This is a genomic window from Rhodococcus sp. RCBS9 (genome assembly GCF_029457415.1).
Lineage (GTDB): Bacteria > Actinomycetota > Actinomycetes > Mycobacteriales > Mycobacteriaceae > Rhodococcus_F > Rhodococcus_F qingshengii.
Genome location: NZ_CP120422.1, coordinates 3,822,739 through 3,840,061, shown reverse-complemented (window position 1 = coordinate 3,840,061; position 17,323 = coordinate 3,822,739). Strand labels below are relative to the sequence as shown.

The 17,323-nt window shown below is 61.8% G+C and carries 17 protein-coding genes and 1 pseudogene; 11 read left to right on the top strand and 7 right to left on the bottom strand.

Annotated features, from left to right (window positions below):
* Positions 1-33: 33 nt before the first annotated feature.
* From P0M12_RS17995 to P0M12_RS17980, 4 genes are all read left to right on the top strand, one after another.
* Positions 34-564, top strand: a complete 531-nt coding sequence (locus tag P0M12_RS17995; protein ID WP_037132363.1) for a hypothetical protein — start codon at positions 34-36, stop codon at positions 562-564.
* A 108-nt stretch (positions 565-672) separates the two neighbouring features.
* Positions 673-2,103, top strand: coding sequence for a PepSY domain-containing protein (locus P0M12_RS17990; protein ID WP_054781348.1), 1,431 nt, complete (start codon positions 673-675; stop codon positions 2,101-2,103).
* Positions 2,104-2,128: 25 nt separating this feature from the next.
* Positions 2,129-2,629, top strand: coding sequence for a copper chaperone PCu(A)C (locus P0M12_RS17985; protein ID WP_003945769.1), 501 nt, complete (start codon positions 2,129-2,131; stop codon positions 2,627-2,629).
* On the top strand, positions 2,622-3,839 hold the full coding sequence (locus P0M12_RS17980; protein WP_007734620.1) for a Dyp-type peroxidase: 1,218 nt from the start codon (positions 2,622-2,624) through the stop codon (positions 3,837-3,839). The genes P0M12_RS17985 and P0M12_RS17980 overlap by 8 nt, the downstream gene beginning before the upstream one ends.
* Positions 3,840-3,920: 81 nt before the next feature.
* On the opposite strand, the gene P0M12_RS17975 is transcribed toward P0M12_RS17980, so the two are convergent.
* The gene (locus tag P0M12_RS17975) at positions 3,921-5,057 is read right to left on the bottom strand and encodes a GIY-YIG nuclease family protein (RefSeq protein WP_054800699.1); all 1,137 of its coding nucleotides are present in this window, start codon (positions 5,055-5,057) and stop codon (positions 3,921-3,923) included.
* Positions 5,058-5,102: 45 nt separating this feature from the next.
* Positions 5,103-5,690 carry a TetR/AcrR family transcriptional regulator gene (locus P0M12_RS17970; protein ID WP_223304676.1) on the bottom strand — a complete coding sequence of 196 codons (588 nt, stop codon included), beginning with the start codon at positions 5,688-5,690 and terminating at the stop codon, positions 5,103-5,105.
* Positions 5,691-5,868: 178 nt separating this feature from the next.
* Here P0M12_RS17970 and P0M12_RS17965 point away from each other — a divergent pair, with 178 nt between their 5' ends.
* From P0M12_RS17965 to P0M12_RS17955, 3 genes are all read left to right on the top strand, one after another.
* Positions 5,869-7,434 (top strand): hypothetical protein, encoded by a 1,566-nt coding sequence (locus P0M12_RS17965; protein WP_277376665.1) that lies wholly within the window; start codon positions 5,869-5,871, stop codon positions 7,432-7,434.
* A complete protein-coding gene (locus P0M12_RS17960) occupies positions 7,431-8,087 on the top strand; it encodes a DUF305 domain-containing protein (protein WP_007734614.1) in 657 nt (218 codons plus the stop codon). Before P0M12_RS17965 ends, P0M12_RS17960 begins: the two co-directional genes overlap by 4 nt.
* A gap of 65 nt (positions 8,088-8,152) precedes the next feature.
* Positions 8,153-9,076: a DUF2797 domain-containing protein gene (locus P0M12_RS17955; protein ID WP_042452517.1), complete on the top strand. Its 924-nt coding sequence runs from the start codon at positions 8,153-8,155 to the stop codon at positions 9,074-9,076.
* A 7-nt stretch (positions 9,077-9,083) separates the two neighbouring features.
* Here P0M12_RS17955 and P0M12_RS17950 read toward each other — a convergent pair whose 3' ends face one another.
* Complete coding sequence (locus P0M12_RS17950; protein WP_277376663.1) at positions 9,084-9,554, bottom strand: hypothetical protein; 471 nt, start codon at positions 9,552-9,554, stop codon at positions 9,084-9,086.
* A gap of 704 nt (positions 9,555-10,258) precedes the next feature.
* Here P0M12_RS17950 and P0M12_RS17945 point away from each other — a divergent pair.
* The 3 genes and pseudogenes from P0M12_RS17945 to P0M12_RS17935 form a co-directional block, all read left to right on the top strand.
* Positions 10,259-10,627: a hypothetical protein gene (locus P0M12_RS17945; RefSeq protein WP_020906454.1), complete on the top strand. Its 369-nt coding sequence runs from the start codon at positions 10,259-10,261 to the stop codon at positions 10,625-10,627.
* A gap of 112 nt (positions 10,628-10,739) precedes the next feature.
* Entirely contained in the window at positions 10,740-11,105 is a 366-nt protein-coding gene (locus P0M12_RS17940) for a pyridoxamine 5'-phosphate oxidase family protein (RefSeq protein ID WP_232319051.1), read from the top strand.
* A gap of 78 nt (positions 11,106-11,183) precedes the next feature.
* Positions 11,184-11,918 (top strand): annotated as a pseudogene (locus P0M12_RS17935) (HNH endonuclease family protein); the annotation flags it as partial.
* Positions 11,919-11,943: 25 nt separating this feature from the next.
* Here the strand turns inward: P0M12_RS17935 and P0M12_RS17930 are convergent.
* The 4 genes from P0M12_RS17930 to P0M12_RS17915 form a co-directional block, all read right to left on the bottom strand.
* Positions 11,944-12,114: a hypothetical protein gene (locus P0M12_RS17930; protein ID WP_007734610.1), complete on the bottom strand. Its 171-nt coding sequence runs from the start codon at positions 12,112-12,114 to the stop codon at positions 11,944-11,946.
* A 353-nt stretch (positions 12,115-12,467) separates the two neighbouring features.
* On the bottom strand, positions 12,468-12,836 hold the full coding sequence (locus tag P0M12_RS17925) for a hypothetical protein (protein WP_003945774.1): 369 nt from the start codon (positions 12,834-12,836) through the stop codon (positions 12,468-12,470).
* Positions 12,837-13,125: 289 nt separating this feature from the next.
* Complete coding sequence (locus tag P0M12_RS17920) at positions 13,126-14,244, bottom strand: Ig-like domain-containing protein (protein ID WP_277376662.1); 1,119 nt, start codon at positions 14,242-14,244, stop codon at positions 13,126-13,128.
* 55 nt (positions 14,245-14,299) lie between these two features.
* A complete protein-coding gene (locus tag P0M12_RS17915; RefSeq protein ID WP_064074104.1) occupies positions 14,300-15,514 on the bottom strand; it encodes an Ig-like domain-containing protein in 1,215 nt (404 codons plus the stop codon).
* 297 nt (positions 15,515-15,811) lie between these two features.
* Between P0M12_RS17915 and P0M12_RS17910 the strand changes: the two genes are divergently transcribed.
* The gene (locus tag P0M12_RS17910) at positions 15,812-17,311 is read left to right on the top strand and encodes a SulP family inorganic anion transporter (RefSeq protein WP_233405659.1); all 1,500 of its coding nucleotides are present in this window, start codon (positions 15,812-15,814) and stop codon (positions 17,309-17,311) included.
* The last annotated feature ends 12 nt before the right edge of the window (positions 17,312-17,323 follow it).

Here is a 17,323-nt window from a genome sequence, read left to right as displayed (position 1 = left end):
AGCCCGGTAGTAGGCGCCTGTATCCTTTCGCGTATGACGCCGGGTCCGAAAGATGTCGCGCAGCTGCGCGGTGCTTTCGTGGGCGGCACCTCCGGCGCGGTTTCCGTCGCAGCCCACGCGCTCGGTGGTGGCGGCATGGCCCCGTCCGAAAGCGCTGTCGTGTTGCTGATCCTCGCCTGCGCGAGCGTCGGCGCGGTGGTCACGTCCATCGACACCCGTCGCTCCCCCGCGCTCTTGCTCGCCCTCATGCTCGTTGCGGGTCAGGCCATCGGTCACGCGACGTTGACCATCGCTTCGGATCATCAACACGGCCTGCTCCTGTCCCTTCCGATGCTCGCAGCACACATCGCTGCCGTCGGAGTGTGCGCAGTGCTGATCCGCGGCGCAGAACGCGGATACGTCGTGGCCGCATCGACGGTAGCGGCAATCGTCGCCGTTCTATTGCGCCCGTGGGCAGCTGAACCGTCACCGTTCGCTGCACGTACTCGATACCGCGCCAAAGTTGTTCTGCGTCAACTTCTCACCTCTGGCCTGGGCACTCGCGGCCCACCGGCATTCGTGTAACTCACCTCCCCTTTCCTTTCACGCACGTGATTACGTGCGCCACTTTGCTGTGCGCCTTTATTAACCGCCCGCGGTTAATAAAGGCGCACAGCGGGATCGAGTACACGCATGTCCGCACCCGAATTGGAGCGCGCACAGACGCGCGCGTCCAACGACAGTTCTCCCCCGAAGAAGCAGGTTGGCGGCGCCAGACCACTGATCCTGCGTCTGCACTTCTACGCCGGCGTCCTGATCGGACCGTTCATCCTCATCGCCGCTTTGAGCGGTGGTCTCTACGCGATGGCACCCACCATCGAGAAGTTCGCTTACAGCGACTACCTCCAGACCGACACCACCGGACAGATCGCGTCACTGAACGATCAGATCCGTTCCGCTCAGCAGTACCGCCCCGACTTGACCGTCTCGGCAGTACGTCCGTCCCCTGCTGCCGGCGAAACCACCCGAGTCCTGTTCACCGATCCGTCACTGGGCGAATCGGAGAGGCTCGCCGTCTTCGTCGATCCGGTGCTCGCACAGCCGGTCGGCGAGTTGGCGGTCTACGGAAGCAGTGGTTCGCTGCCACTGCGAACCTGGATCTCCCAACTGCATCGCCACCTTCATCTGGGCGAACCCGGCCGCCTCTACAGCGAATTGGCCGCGTCGTGGATGTGGGTGGTCGCACTCGGCGGTGTCTACCTCTGGTTCCGTCGTTACCGCACCGCCCGGAACGCTCGACTGCTCACGATCGACCGAGCATCCACCGGACGAAGCCGGACCCTGAACTGGCACGGTGTCGTCGGCATCTGGATAGCAGTTGCATTGGTCTTCCTCTCGGCGACCGGCCTCACGTGGTCGACCTACGCCGGAGAGAACGTCAGCAATCTGAGAACCGCGTTGAGTTGGACGACGCCCTCAGTTGTGAAAACTCTCGGCGACGCTCCCCCTCCGGCGACAGGCGGGCACGAGGGTCACGACATGGCCCCCGCCGCCACCGGCACGCTGACGGACACCAACGTCGGACGCGTCGACACCGTCCTCGGTATCGCCAGGTACAACGGGATCACCGGTCCCGTCGAAGTATCGATACCCGCGAACGCCGAGACGGCGTTCACCGTCGCCCAGACACGTCAGCCCTGGGTGTACAGCAACAACACCATCGCAATCGACGGAGCGACGCAAAAGGTCACCGACGAGTTGTGGTTCTCGGATTGGCCACTCGCAGCCAAACTTTCGGCCTGGGGAATCCAACTCCACATGGGCCTGCTGTTCGGTCTTGCCAACCAGATCGCACTCGCCGCACTGGCACTCGCACTGGTCAGCGTGGTCATTCGGGGCTACATCATGTGGTGGCGCCGACGCCCCACTCGTGGCTCCGACTGGGCAGTCGGCCGGGTTCCTGCCCGCGGCGGAATCCGCAACCTCTCCCCGGTCGGCCTCGTTGCTCTCGTCGCGATCACGGCGTTGGTCGGCTGGTTCGTTCCGCTACTCGGCATCAGCCTTCTCGCATTCCTGCTGATCGACCTGTGCATTGCGGCGTTCAAACGCCGTGCCACCACCTGACACTTCACGAATTACGGAGACACACATGACTGTTCGCACAAAGATATTCGCGGCTGTTGCACTGTCCGCAGCTCTCGCCCTGACCGGCTGTTCTTCCAACTCCGACAAGGAAACCGAAGCTGCACAATCCATCACAGTTCAGGATCAATGGGTCAAGGCCGCGCCGGAAGGAATGAGCGCGGCGTTCGCCGAACTCGTCAACTCCAGTGACAAGGACGTACGCGTGGTCTCGGCCACCAGCCCCGCGTCGTCTCGACTCGAACTGCACGAAGTCGTGACCGGCGACGGCGGAACGATGACGATGCGTCCCAAGGACGGCGGTTTCCTGGTCCCTGCCAACGGGTCCGCCTCCCTCACCCCGGGCGGTGACCACCTCATGTTCATGGACCTGTCCGCGCCGCTGCTCCCAGGCGCAGAAACCGACCTCACCTTGATCTACGACGACGGTTCCAGCACCACGTTCACAGCCCAGATTCGCGACTTCTCCGGTAATCAGGAGAACTACGACCCGAATCACGGTGGCTGAGAACACGAACCCGCCCAGCCGAGCAGTCAGTCGGCGGCGCCTTCTCGGAGGAGGCGCCGCCGCGCTCGGCGTCGCGGGAATAACTTGGGGCGCAACCACAGTGGTCGAGCGCAGCGAACAGGAGCAGCAAGCAGGCAAGCTGGTGGAACCGTTCTACGGAGTCCACCAAGCCGGCATCGACACCACGCCGCAAGCGCACGGAACCTTCATCGGGTTCGACCTCTTGCCTGGAACCGATCGAGCAGTCGTCGTCGGAATCATGAAGATGTGGTCCGAGGATGCGTCACGGCTCACCGCGGGCAACCCGGCGTTGGCGGACACCGAACGGGAACTGGCTGTGGATCCGGCACGCTTGACAGTGACCGTCGGCTACGGCCCTGGCCTGTTCACCAAGCTGGGATTGCAAGCACGTCAACCGGACTGGTTCGAGCCGTTGCCGAGCTACGCGATCGACCGACTTGACGATCGATGGGGCGGATCGGACCTGTTGCTGCAGATTTGTGGCGACGATCCGGTGACCATTGCTCATGCTGTGCGAGTTCTGACCAAGAACGTCCGATCACTGACAACCATCCGGTGGACGCAAAAGGGATTCCGCAACGCTCGCGGCACCACGCCTGAGGGAACCACGATGCGCAATCTCATGGGCCAAGTGGACGGGACCGTCAATCCTGCTCCGGGAACAGTGGATTTCGATTCACTGATCTGGCACGACGGCGCGGGTCAGTCGTGGCTGGCGGGCGGAACCTCGTTGGTACTGCGACGCATTCGCATGGAAATGGATACCTGGGACGAACTCGACCGTTCGGGGCGCGAACTCACGATGGGGCGCACGTTGTCCAATGGCGCTCCGCTCAACGGAACCAACGAATTCGACGAAGCGGATTTCACACTCACGGACAAGTTCGGGATTCCGGTGATCCCGCCAGGATCACACATCGCGCGAGCCCACCAGACGCATGAGAAGGAGCAGTTCTTCCGTCGGGCATACAACTACGACGACGCACCCGAGAGCGGGCAGACCTCGAATTCGGGATTGATCTTCGCAGCATTCCAACGGGACATCGCCGAGCAATATCTACCGGTCCAACAGCGATTGAGTGACTTCGACGCACTCAACGAGTGGACGACGCCGATCGGTTCTGCGGTGTATCTCATTCCGCCGGGATGCACCGAGAACGACTATCTGGGAAGCGGATTGCTCGGCTGACAACCCCCGGGCAACGATATTGTGGGGGCTGGATCCGAACGGATCCAGCCCCCACAATTCCTTCTACCTGAAGTTGTTGCGTTACTTGGACTTACGAGGTCCCGGCATGACCGCACCTGGACGGGCGGTAGTCAACCTCGTGACCCAACCACTGACGGGCCACTTCTTCAGTCCGACGTTGTGTGGGGTGACCTCGGTTCCGACGTACTTGGCAGCAAGCTCGTCGTCGACGGTTCCGTTGAACCGCCACAGTTGGCTTCCGTCGGCATTGCGGGTGGACACCTCCCATGACTGAGCACGGAAGGCACCACGAATGATGCTGTCGGCAAACACCAGAACGGGAATTCCGATCTCGGCACGAACAGCCGCACCGGCAGACCACTCGGCGCGCGCGAGTTCGTAGATCTCTTCCGGCGTTGCTCCCGGACGGGCGGAGGCCGGTACGTGGAGGACGATGCTCGGCGTCGGGAGTTCCGGCGCGGGATCAGCCGAGTAGCGCAATGCGAGTTCCTCGACGCGGGTCGCTCGGGCGTCCTTGTCCGAGGTATCGCCTGCGAGATTGGTCAGACCCTCTCCCGCGTCGGTGATCCGCAAGGCTTCCACGATGCCGCGGACGACCTCGTCGGTAGTGGCGGCCGAATCCGTGGCGGCAGAGACCGAGCGGAGGAGTACGAAGTGCTCCACCGCCGAACCTGCGTCGTAGATCTCGCGGATCCGAGCGATCTTGGCTGCCGTCACAGCACCATTCGACTCGGCCGGAGCGTCCGCTCCTTCGAGGTTCGCGAGTTCACCGAGCGCTTCGAACACCGGCGCGAATACTTGATTTCCCGTGCCGTGCCCGACATGGAACACCTGGTCGTTACGCGGGTCACGCAAAGCAAAGACATACTGCCCCAGCCTCTTCCCGACCTTCTCGGAGAACGGCTGCGGAGCGGGCTTCCTGACGACGACCTCGGTGGACAGAGTGCGCATCACGGCCAGACGTAGTGCGTCTGGCACGCTGGTGGAACCGGCAGCACCGGAAAAGATTGCCGCCGAAGCAGCGCTGATCGAGGTGAACGTGCGGCCGACTTGCTTCTCGAGAGAGGCAGAGACCGTACCGACCGCAGTCAGTTTTGCATCGAGGGTGCCGTCACCCTCGACAAGGAACTCCTTGATCAACGGAGCAACGAGCAAGGTGGAGCCGATAGCGCGAGGAACTGTCCAGACAATAGCCATGCCACGAGCCTAGGCGATCACCTCGAGGCGCGAGGCGAACGCGACTCAGCCCGCCGCTGCCGGCCCGGCCAGTCCCTGCACAAGTAGGTTCCAGGCCGAGTGCGCGACTTCTTTTCGCGAGCTCTCGGCAGTCCGTTCCATGATCGCGGCGAACATCGCGATCGCCAGAATCACGTCCTCAGCAGTCACGGACTCGCGTATCTTCCCAGCTCGACGCGCCTCCTCGAGGCGTCCTTCGAGGAGATCGGTCAGGCGGGTGCCTGCCGAATTCAGTCGTGAGTCGCCGAAGGAGACGGGCTTGATGACCTCCACGAACACGATGGAGGTGGTGATCTGGTCTACCAACAATCGAAAAAGATCGTCGAGAGTCGAATCCGGATCGGCAGCCATATCTTGCAGCTCGACGATGTTCTCGTCGAACACCGCGAGTGCGAGGCTTTCGCGAGTGGGAAAGTGCCGGTAGAGGCTGCCCTGACCGACGCCGGCCGTGCGGGCGATCAGGCTGAGCGGAGCAGCAAAACCCTGAGTGGCGAACACCTCACGAGCTGCTGAGACGAGTGCCGCACGATTGCGCGCCGCATCTCTCGGCCCTCTGTTGAGAGATCCGCTATTGACGCGGCCAGACGATGTCACGCACACTACGATACCAACCGGACAGCATTGTCCGGTTGGTTGCGGCCCGACACCGGTTCACACCCCGACCCGATCGTCGTGAGCGCTCGAACACGCGCCTGCCCTCCGTGCTGCCTGTCCGTGAGATACGTCTGCCCGTGAGATACGAAAGGCAATCCCGCACCGGGAGTTGGACTCGATGAAATCGTTCACGACCATCAGAACCAGATCTGCCATCGCACTCGTCGCCTTGATCACCGTCCTTCCCGTGTGCGTCGCGTCGGCTGAGCCCGCCACTGCCCCGGGCTCGATCCACGAGAACCCGGGTGTCGCTTCCACCGCCGCAAGCCGCGCCGAATGCGGCCCGGGATCGATGCCCGAGACCGGGTTGCAGGGTGATGTTCCGGCCGAGGACCGAAACAGCGGACGCAGCCGAGACGGCTACAGCTGCAACATGTCTCAGATCGGCGGCTACTCGGGTCGCGGCGGCGGGATCACGTCCACCAACTTCGAACACTGCTCGTACGTCGGCAGTTTCTTCCCCGGGAACCTCCTGGGCCCCGCCCAGGGCGTCCAAGTTCTCGACGTATCGGATCCTGCCAATCCCGCTCTCACCGCCACGCTGACCGAACCCGCGATGCTGGCCGGAACGTGGGAGAGCCTCAAGGTCAACACCGTGCGAAAGCTGCTGGTGGGCACGGGCGTTCCGCTCTTGACCGGCGTCGGCCTGATGTCGGTCTACGACATCTCCGATTGCGCGCACCCGAAACTACTCAACCCCGGACCAGGAACCGATCTGGGGATGCTGCTGCCCATCACCAATCACGAGGGAGGATTTTCACCGGACGGGAACACCTACTGGTCTTCCGGCACCGCTCCCGGCGTGGTGAGCGCCGTCGATCTCACCGATCCCGCCAACCCACGCGTCGTCTGGCAGGACCTCATCGGGTTGTCGACGCACGGCTTCGGAATCAGTCCCGACGGAAATCGCATGTACTTGTCGAACAATCTCGGCGGAATACATGTCCTCGACATCAGTGAGGTTCAGCGCCGCGTCCCGAATCCTCGGGTGCGCCAACTGTCCCAGCTCTCGTGGACCGACGGGTGGGCCACCCAACACAGCATTCCGGTCACCTACGACGGTTCGCCGTACCTGTTCACCGTCGACGAAGGTGGTTCCGGCGGAGTCAAATTGATCGACGTCTCCGATGACGACGAACCGTCGGTCGTCAATTCGGTGAAGCTCGAAATCAATCTGCCGGAGAATCAAGACGCTGCGCTGGCGTCTGCTGCCGGCGGATCGCTGTTCGCGTACGAATCTCACTACTGTTCGGCAGATCGCCCGGTCGACCCGACGGCGCTGGCATGTGGATGGATCTCGAGCGGGATTCGGGTCTTCGATGTTCGAGATCCCTTCGACGTCCACGAAATTGCGTACTTCAACCCACCTGCTCGGACCGGCGGCAATCTCGAACTCGCCAACTCGCCACACGCTCTCGCGTCGCTCATCGGGGTACCCGTTCTCAGCACCCCGGCAATCGCGCAGTCGATCGCGCAGGGCCAGTTCGACCCCGGCCAAGCACTGAGTTCGCGGTCGGGCATGGTCGCTCTCGGCGACATCTCGACCGATTGGTGCTTCTCCCCGCCCGAATGGCGCGGGACCACGTTGTGGGCGACGTGCGCCGACAACGGCTTTGTTGCCATGCAACTCGAAAACGGTGTCTACACACCACCGGCTGACCAGAAGACGACCGTGGGATCATGACGGCACCGCGAGCGGTCAAAGCCGTCGCACTCGTGGCTGCAGCACTGATGCTGCTCGTACTCGGCGCAGCACTACGTCCGCTGTTCGCACCCGAGAACCACACGCAGAGAGCTGTTCTGAGCGAAACCGAAATCGGATTCGTGCACGACATGGCGGCCCACCATCAACAGGCCCTCTTCATTCTCGCGCGTCTGAGTCCCGATGTGGACCCGGCGGTGACGAGACTGGCCCAGCAGATCGACGATGTTCAACGAACGGAAATCGGTGTCATGCTCGGTTGGCTGAGGTTGGCCGGTGTCCCGCCGAACAGTAGAACGCCGATGGCGTGGATGGAGGCGTCGCCGAGCGGCGCGGGTGACTCTCGTCATCACCCGGCAACGCTGGACACCGAGACCGACTCCATGCCTGGTATGGCTACGACCGAAGAACTCGAGAAACTGAGCAGCGCTCGCGGGCTCGACGCCGAGGTCCTTTTCCTTCAACTGATGGAACGCCACCACCGTGGCGGGATCGCCATGGCGCAGGCCGCCGACGCCCTACTCGAGAGCGGGCCGGTGAAACAGTCCGCCCGCGACATGATCAACACCCAGAGTCAGGAATCCGGGCTGATGACGCTGATGCTCGAACAACGTGGGGCACAACCACTGCACTGACCCGCATGTGCAGTGACTACCATAGGTGTCGACCTGCGAACTACAGAAGGAATCGACACTTCATCATGACCCTGCTTGTTCGCGGAATCGATTGGTCGAACCCGACAGCACCGCGGATCCGATGCGTCGACGACACCACTTCCGCTACGACCTTCTTCACTCACGACTCGGTGCTGCGATTCTCCGTCGACGAGACGAAGGGCCGCCGCTGCCTCGGCTGGCGAGATCTCACCGCCGAAGGTCCAGGACACTCGCCGTGCGACCGCGGGGCGACGGTCACCGCAGGACGCCAGTGCGACCGATGCCGAAATCGTGAGGGGTTCACCACGGTTCATCAGGCACACGTCAGCGGCGCGCACATTCATCCGAATGTGCGTACCTACCTCGCACAACCACAATGGCTCTACGTCGACGTATTCGCCGGCGGCCAGATGAAGGTGGGGACGGCGTCCGAGTTCCGCAAGCATCCGCGAGTCGCCGAACAAGGGGCAGTCTGCGCATTGTTCGTAGCGCGGTCGACGGACGGTTACAGCATTCGCGCCCTCGAAGCCCGAGTTTCGGAGCACTTCCACTTGAGCCAGGCAATACGTACGTCTCGGAAGATCGAAGCGTTGACAGGGCCCTTGGATCGAGAGAAACTACGAAAGTCGTTGCACCACTTCGTATCGTCGATCAAAGACGAGCTGAATGACATCGGATCGGACATCGACGGAATCGAGATCCTGGAGGCTCCCGAAGAATGGACGGCGCCGGCGTGCGCTGACGCGGTCTTCGATGCGGCACCGTTGATCGCGTATCCGCACACTTTCGAGTCCGGGGAACATTCCTTGTATCTGGAGGGCCTTGCCGGTTCGATCGCCTCGCTGCGGATCGACCCCGATCCTGAATCGCCACGCTTCGTCGCGGATGTGTCCGGACTGGTCGGTCGAACCATCACCGTCGGCGAGTTCGAGTCCCCTGGCGTGGCGATTCAGGAATCGTTGTTCTGAAAGTAGGTCAGCAACTTCCCGCGGTCGCTGCGGCGAATCCGCGAGTGACCTCGGCCTGCTCGTCGGCAGACAGGCTCGACCATTCGGGATAAGCCTGGATGGAGGTCAGCATGTCGTTTGCCAATGATTCACGCGTCATGCCCATTTCCTCTCCGGACTCGTCGATGGCCGGCTGGTATGCGTCGAGGTACCGGAGAACGTCGGAGCACGCCTGCGCGTAGGTCCGTGGCAGCGCCGAACTCACATTCGGGTCGGACGGGACCTCAGCCGGAGCACTCGAGTCGACCGAAGGGGTCTCGGTAGGTATTTCCGACGACGTCGCCGGAGCCTCGGATGACGTCGTCGACGTCGCCGTGGTGGTCGCCGAAGCAGAGGTAGTGAGTGTTCCGACCTCGGTCGGCTTGTCTCCGTCAGAACCGCAGGCAACCAGCGCCACCAGCGAGCAGGCACCGATGAACCCGGTGATCGTTTTCTTCATCCCTCAAGGATGCCAGAGGGCCACTGGCGCTCGAACGGACCGGCGTCGCCCGTCAGCGCCAATTGCCCGAGCATCCTGCCGAATCCGAGCGCCTCGCCCTCCCGACTGCGGGATTGGACTGTATGCCCCGTTCGCGAACCCATGCTACGGTGACTTAACTGCAAAATAACTACGGGTGGGATTGTCCGGTCTGCCGCGTTCATCCGGAACGCTCCGATCGGAAATAGTTCGTCTATAAGGGGCTGGAACGAGTGGGACTTTTTCGTCGACGAGGTTCCCGCGAGGAAGACGACGATCGCGGGCAAAACCTCGATCGCAGCGACCCCGGGTACGCCGCCTGGTTCGCGAACGTCGCCGACGCGGGTGGTCAGCCGATTCCGTACAAGCGACCGCTGACCGCACCGGTGTATCCGCAACTCCAGCCGCCGGCCCCGGACTACGAGACGGATACGAGACGGCCACTCAACGCACCCGCCGGAGACGGCTGGCTACCCGCAGACCGCATCGACGAATTCGAGTCGTCGAATGGCCGCCCATCTGCACCGAACGGAACGAGCCCACAAATCTCACAAACTGAAAAGTTGCCGCCCGACCCACTCCCGACGCCGCAACCAACGATTCCACCTCGAAATGTACCGATGACTTCACCACCGAAGCATCACCTGGAGTCGCCCCGCGCGACTCGGCCCTACCAAGGAGAAGCAATGAGCAACATCGACAAGATCCTCGGCGAATTGATGCGCATCGACGGTGCCAGCGGTGCAGCCGTCGTCGACGCCGACAGCGGAATGGTTCTCGGCATGAGCGGCAACCCGTCATTCAGCCTCGAGTACGCCGGCGCCGGCAACTCCGAGGTTGTGCGAGCAAAGCTCCGCACGATGAGTAACTTGGGGATTACCGACACCCTGGAAGACATCCTGATCACCCTGAGCAACCAGTACCACCTCATTCGCGTCCTCGAGACGCCCGGACTGTCGACGCTGTTCGTGTACCTCGTTTTGGACCGTGCGCGTGCGAACCTGGCGCTGGCCCGCCACAAGCTGGGCGAACAGACCCCCAAGATCGAGATCTGACGCTTCCACTCCCTTCCCGACAATGCCCGGTCCTCGCCAACGGCGAGGGCCGGGCATTGTTCGTTCCGAACACTCGATTGGTGAACCTCGCGCCGGCGCCGATACTGGGACCGTGACTATCGCGGATGCTCCTTGCGTGTGGTTGACCACCCTCCGAAGCGACGGCTCGCCGCACACGACTCCGGTCTGGTTCTTACTGCATCAGAACACATTCTGGATACCGAGCGCTGAGCAGAATCGTAAGGTTCGGAACCTGCTGGACGATCCTCGGGTCTCGTTGGCAGTCGACGGATCCGCTGGCGACCCGTGGGTCGCACAGGGCCTCGCGACAATTCATCACGATGTCGGCGAATTCGTCGACCTCCTGAGACTTTTCGGCGAGAAGTACGACGGCTGGGATGCCGCAGACGAAACTCGTGAAGGTCCGCGGGTCCTCGTCTCGGTCCCGGTGACTCGATGGTTCCTTCGACCGGACTGACAGACAGTGCCGGTTAGGCCCGAATTGTCGTGAATGACATACTTGTAGTTCATCTCTCGCAGAAATGGACTCTCACACATGGCACGCACGGCACATCACAGGCGCGGCATCACCGGCGTCACCATCGGCATTGCTGCCGTGATCGTGCTGGGAGGTTGCGCCAATTCCAACGCCGACGCGCCCGAAACATCTTCTCTCGGTTCGGGAATCGGATCCGGTGTCACCACGACGGTCGTGACCGAAGCCTCGGCTCCTTCGTCCGCCGCAATTGAACTGCTGGCACAGATCCCCGTCAAGGGACGCGCACCCAAGACCGGATACGACCGCGCGCTGTTCGGTACCGCCTGGACCGACGACGTCACCGTCGAATTCGGCCACAACGGCTGCGATACTCGCAACGACATCCTGCGGCGTGACCTCACCGACCTGACATTCAAGGACGGCTCCAAAAGCTGCTCGGTCCAAACCGGTACGCTCCGTGACCCGTACACGAACAAGACCATCGCGTTCACCCGCGGCCAGGACACGTCTTCTGCAGTCCAGATCGATCATGTAGTCGCACTCTCGGACGCCTGGCAGAAGGGCGCACAACAGCTCGATACACAGACGCGAACCAATCTGGCCAACGACCCTCGAAACCTGCGCGCTGTCGACGGCCCCACGAACCAGAAGAAGTCGGATTCCGACGCGGCGACCTGGCTGCCACCCAACAAGGCCTACCGCTGCCAGTACGTGACTGCTCAAGTGGAAGTCAAAGCGGCATACGGTTTGTGGGTCACCCAAGCCGAACACGACACCATCGCAGACATTCTCGCGACCTGCTGAACTCTTGCGGTGATCAGCGGCCCTTGATCAGATACCGCACAATCGCCATTCCGAGCGCGAGGCCCACTACGGTGGCGAGCGCTGCAACCAGACCGTGACCGGTCAGTGCGACGAACACACCGGTGATGACTGCGACGACGGCAATGATCCCCGCGTCCACTCTGCTTTGACCACGTTCAGGCATGGCACTCTCTCGTGCTGTCAGGTCCGTCCGCTCCCCTCGTAGCGGACGGACCCAGCGGCAATCTGTCGAAATGCGCGAACTCCGGTGGCCTCATCGGGCTGACTTTGCGGGCGGTCCTGCGAGGCCGGCACGTCCCCCGGAGCCAACTCACATCGGTTCACGAAGTCCGTACCTTCGCAGAATATACCGATTGGTAGGTAATTACCGAGGGCTAAAGTCCCTGGTCATGGACTCATGCGACGAGTGGTCGGAAACTCGAGACGAACGAGCACATCCGCGAGGCGAGCGTTAGCCGAGATAGCAGAGGTCCGTGGCCAGGGCCAGAGGCCCATCTGGAATCAGAGCGGCGACGTCTATGACCCGAAAAGTGATCCGAGATCCAACGATCCGACTGACGACACTCGCTTCCAATCAGAGCAATATGCGGTGGTGAAGCGAGAATCCGTCAAGAGAATCGTGACTGTCGCCGGTTCGAGGGTGCTTTCGAACTCGAGTACATTCAATTCACCATCGCCGTCGACTTTTGCTCGGCCGTATATGCACGGCATGTCAGCTGATACGGGCCCAGACGTCGTGTAGGTTCCCGGCAACACCTCCCACGGCACGTCGAACAGCCCGTGACCGGGAATCGTTCCCGGCGCTGCTGAGGCCGCAGACGTCCCGATCATTGCCACACCGACAGCTACTGCTGCAGCGGACGCGAGCAAACTAACCTTGCGCATTTTCCCTACCTTGTTCATACCTGAACCGCAGCGGCGAGTTCGAAGGCTTGTTGATGTAAGAACCCGCGGTTCGCGCAGTTCTTCAACTAACGGTAGTAAAAGGGCACGAGTTTTGGTGAGCTACCTTTTTGTGGTTCTGGCCCGATTTCCGTGACGGAGACTCCCATTGAGAAGATCAGAGAACGCCGGCGTTGCGGCTCTCGGCATGATTCGAACCTGTCATTCCAGTATTCGATCACACACCCGCATTCGAGCCGAAACGTCGACGCTCCCCTGCCGTTTGGGTGACTCAGCCTCCGAGTGAGCCCGTCGGCAGCTTCGAGAAGATGTCCCCGAGGCTTCCGGTTCCACCAGGAGTTTCCGGTTCCGTCGGATCCACCGGCTCGACGACGATGACACCAGGCACGGTGACGGTCACGGTCTTGTCCGCAGATTCCGAAGAACTGAACTTCTTGGTACCCAAGAACTTTGCGGTGATGCGATGCTCGCCCTGGTCGCGGAACGGCCAGACCAGTTCTGCATGGCCATTGGAATCGACTGTGGCGCTGCCGATCTTCGTATCGCCGTCGAAGAACTCGACCGTTCCCTCACCCGGGTTCGGGTCGATACTCGCCGCAATCTTGACGTCTTCGCCCGTCAGTGCCTCCAGCGCGACAGCGACCGTCGTCTCGGTCTGGTTGGTCGTGAATACCTCGGTAGTCGAGAGGGCGCTGCGTCCCTCGCCCGAAGCAACACAATACCCAGCGGCATTGACCCACCGGGACTCACCGAAACTCATGCTCGTTTCTTTGATCTTGATACTCGGGCTCGTCGCCCCGGCGCGCAGGTGCGTCGTCGCGTTTCCCTCGTCGGACCGAGCTTCAAGTTTCAATTCGACTGCCGGCAAACGAAAGTCCGTGTTGGCCTTGACTTGCAGCCCTTCCTTGGGGTTGTTGTCGCTGGCGCTCGGACCGTCGTTGACTGTCTTGTTGCCGGTACCGGTAATTCGCAGGTACTCACCCGCCGGGTTCGCGTTTCCGTCTGCGCCCACCCGGAGCAGCACCGCAGTCTCGCCGGTCAAGTTGGACGACGAATCACCGACGAGGGAGTACGAAACCAGGGTTGCCCCTTGCGGTAGTGCGATGTCGTACTTGATACGACCGGTGTCCGAATCCGAACTACGCATGGTGCCTGGATGCAATTTCACTGTGAACTGTTCGCCGGGACGCACGGACGTGGGCGCGGTTACCTCCATGTTGTCGGAGAACGACGAATCCCAATCGGTGGCGCCGTCGACCCGGCACTTGTGTTCGAATGAAACTGTCCGCGTCACGGTATCGGAAGCCGCTGCCACCGGCGCGAACACAGCGAGGAGTCCGGCCGCGAGTGCTGGTACGACAGCGCAAACTGCCAGAGTGCGGGGGTTCATGTGTTGCCTTTCAGAAGAACTCGGCCATTGAAAGTTCAGTGAGGTAGGACCGTGATCACTTGCCACCGAGCGAACCCGTCGGCAGCTGCGGCAGAACGGACTCGAGGCTGCCGAGACCGCCCGGAGTGCCCGGATCGGTCGGGTCGGGATCGACCGGACCTGTGGTGTCACCGGTCACCGTGAGTACGTGTGCCGCCGACGTGTACTTCGCCTCGTCTCCGGTAGCGGTGAATACTGCAGTCACGGACTTGGTACCCGCCTTACCGAAGGTGAGATCCAGGCGCGCAATACCGCGAACCACCGGCCGCGGGTCACCGACGGGTTTGCCGTCGACCATGAACTGTACTGTTCCCGTTGTGTTTTCCGGATCGACGTGAGAAGCAAAAGACACCTTGGTACCGGTCGCGGCGGTAGCCGGTCCTTCGAGCTTAGTCACGATGTCCGCGCCTGGCTCAGGATCAACGGGCCCCAGGTCCCCGTCGATCTTCGTGGATGCCAGGGCGCCGGCACCGGCATTGAGGGGGCCGGTCTCAGCGTCGCGCGGCGAGCAGGATGTGGGCGCCCAGATGGTTCCCGCGAGCCAGTGACTGACCTGAGGGAGGAAGGTCAAAAATGACTCGGGCCCACCGAAAGTACCTGCAGCACCCGAAGTCCGCACATTGGTTTCGACTGCGCCGGACGGCCCGGCCTTTACGGTGATTCTGATCTTCGGAAAGACGATGTTGGTCTCGGCTCCGGACTGAGCATTGATCGCAAGCCCGCCGTGCGCACCCGACGACGATGACGGACTGTTGCCGATCGCTTCGTTTGCGCCGGACAACCGGAGTATCGGACCGTCCGCTGCGGGAGTGCCGTCTTCGTTGACACGAATCACCGAAGCAGGTTTCCCGGCAATAACATTGCCCGGATCGGTGACCGTCGCCGAAACGAACTCCGCGTTGGTCGGAATCGGCAGATCAATCTTCAGACGCGAGATCTTCTTGACGCTTGCGCCGCTCACATCGTTCGGGATCTGGACGCTACCCGGATCCACGTCGATGTCGAAGACCTGACCTGGCGCGACTACCGTCGGAGCCGAAACCCGCACCGTAGCAGGCTTTCCGTCTGACGAAGGACCGGAGAACGCACTCGGAACTGCGCGGCACGTGACCTGGAACGTTGTCGACGTGGTTTCTGCAACGGGCGCCGCGGTTGCCGGAATCACGGCCACAGCGGTTCCACCGGCAAGGAGGCCGGTAAGGAGCGCAGCATTCAGTAGGCGTTTTGACATGATGTCCTCTCGGAACAACCTGATTGACGTTTGCCGCCGAACTGTAACGGAGCCAGCGCCCGAGTTGACCCTTTTTCAATAAACAAAAACCACACAGTAGGTAAATACTTGGTAAGGGTTACTGGTCGTCACATCTGACCGCCGCCGCAGGCCTTTCCCCTCTCGATCAATCTCGCGATTCGAGATTCACTGCGGGGAAACACAATTCGACAGAAGTTCGCACCGTAGCGAGATCTCCGGTCATACTCTACCCTTACAGGAGGGTAGAGTATGAGAACCTCGTCAGGACGGAATCTCATGGCAGTAACCATCGCTTCATCCACCAACGACAATTCGGTTCGGGCCGCGCTCCGGTCACCTCACCGTCTCAAAACGGAGGTTTTGGCCGGACTGGTCGTGGCGTTGGCACTGATTCCCGAGGCGATCTCGTTCTCGATCATCGCCGGCGTCGATCCGCGGGTAGGACTGTTCGCGTCGTTCACGATGGCAGTGACCATCGCCGTCGTCGGCGGACGACCCGCAATGATCTCCGCAGCGACCGGCGCCGTCGCACTGGTCGTCGCTCCACTGACGCGCGAGTACGGAATCGACTACCTGATTGCGACAGTCCTTCTGGCCGGCCTTCTCCAGATCGTGCTGAGCCTCCTGGGCGTCGCAAAGTTGATGCGCTTCATTCCGCGCAGCGTCATGGTGGGATTCGTCAACGCACTCGCCATCTTGATCTTCATCGCCCAACTCCCCCACCTGATCGATGTTCCGTGGCTCGTCTACCCACTCCTTGCAGTCGCACTTCTGCTACTCGTATTCCTGCCGAAACTGACGAACGCCGTCCCGGCTCCACTGGTGGCAATCGTGCTACTGACAACCGCCACAGTCGTTTTCGCGTTCGATGTCCCCAACGTCGGCGACGAGGGCGAGCTTCCGTCGAGCCTACCGACGCTACTGTTCCCCGATGTCCCCCTGGACATGCACACACTGTCGATCATTGCGCCGTACGCATTGGCCATGGCGCTCGTCGGACTCCTCGAATCGTTGATGACGGCCAAGCTCGTCGACGACGTCACGGATACTCACTCGAACAAGACCCGAGAAGGGTGGGGCCAAGGCGTCGCGAACATCGTCACCGGCTTCTTCGGGGGCATGGGAGGGTGCGCGATGATCGGCCAGACCATGATCAACGTCAAGGTCTCCGGCGCTCGCACTCGAATCTCGACTTTCCTGGCGGGCGTGTTCTTGCTGATACTCGTCGTCGGCCTCGGCGATGTGGTGGCGTTGATTCCCATGGCCGCATTGGTGGCCGTCATGATCATGGTCTCGGTCGGCACTTTCGATTGGCACAGCATCAATCCGAAGACCCTGCGCCGCATGCCGATCGGCGAGACAGTGGTCATGTTGGTCACCGTGGTAGTCACCGTCGCGACCCACAATCTTGCCTACGGCGTGATCGTCGGAGTGATCACCGCGATGGTCATCTTCGCTCGCCGCGTCGCGCATCTCACCGAAGTGATCGACGTCGCGCATCCGGACGAGGACACCCGTGTCTATGCGGTTCGAGGCGAACTGTTCTTCGCATCCAGCAACGATCTGATCTACCAATTCGACTACGCCGGCGACCCGAAGAACATTGTCATCGATCTGTCCGAGTCTCATGTCTGGGACGCGTCGACCGTCGCGACACTGGACGCCATCACCACCAAGTACGCGGCCAGAGGCAAGAATGTCGAGATCGTGGGGCTCGACGACGCATCGGCCGAGCGCCACCTGCGCCTGTCCGGTCGCCTGGGTGACGGTCACTGAGAGTATGGAAGC

What these genes read in the sequence shown, in the direction of transcription:
- P0M12_RS17925 (WP_003945774.1), bottom strand. Translation starts at nt 12,836, where the DNA reads ATGCGCAAGGTTAGTTTGCTCGCGTCCGCTGCAGCAGTAGCTGTCGGT.
- P0M12_RS17965 (WP_277376665.1), top strand. Translation starts at nt 5,869, where the DNA reads ATGAAATCGTTCACGACCATCAGAACCAGATCTGCCATCGCACTCGTC.
- P0M12_RS17995 (WP_037132363.1), top strand. Translation starts at nt 34, where the DNA reads ATGACGCCGGGTCCGAAAGATGTCGCGCAGCTGCGCGGTGCTTTCGTG.
- P0M12_RS17985 (WP_003945769.1), top strand. Translation starts at nt 2,129, where the DNA reads ATGACTGTTCGCACAAAGATATTCGCGGCTGTTGCACTGTCCGCAGCT.
- P0M12_RS17955 (WP_042452517.1), top strand. Translation starts at nt 8,153, where the DNA reads ATGACCCTGCTTGTTCGCGGAATCGATTGGTCGAACCCGACAGCACCG.
- P0M12_RS17950 (WP_277376663.1), bottom strand. Translation starts at nt 9,554, where the DNA reads ATGAAGAAAACGATCACCGGGTTCATCGGTGCCTGCTCGCTGGTGGCG.
- P0M12_RS17945 (WP_020906454.1), top strand. Translation starts at nt 10,259, where the DNA reads ATGAGCAACATCGACAAGATCCTCGGCGAATTGATGCGCATCGACGGT.
- P0M12_RS17915 (WP_064074104.1), bottom strand. Translation starts at nt 15,514, where the DNA reads ATGTCAAAACGCCTACTGAATGCTGCGCTCCTTACCGGCCTCCTTGCC.
- P0M12_RS17975 (WP_054800699.1), bottom strand. Translation starts at nt 5,057, where the DNA reads ATGGCTATTGTCTGGACAGTTCCTCGCGCTATCGGCTCCACCTTGCTC.
- P0M12_RS17960 (WP_007734614.1), top strand. Translation starts at nt 7,431, where the DNA reads ATGACGGCACCGCGAGCGGTCAAAGCCGTCGCACTCGTGGCTGCAGCA.
- P0M12_RS17930 (WP_007734610.1), bottom strand. Translation starts at nt 12,114, where the DNA reads ATGCCTGAACGTGGTCAAAGCAGAGTGGACGCGGGGATCATTGCCGTC.
- P0M12_RS17920 (WP_277376662.1), bottom strand. Translation starts at nt 14,244, where the DNA reads ATGAACCCCCGCACTCTGGCAGTTTGCGCTGTCGTACCAGCACTCGCG.
- P0M12_RS17990 (WP_054781348.1), top strand. Translation starts at nt 673, where the DNA reads ATGTCCGCACCCGAATTGGAGCGCGCACAGACGCGCGCGTCCAACGAC.
- P0M12_RS17910 (WP_233405659.1), top strand. Translation starts at nt 15,812, where the DNA reads ATGGCAGTAACCATCGCTTCATCCACCAACGACAATTCGGTTCGGGCC.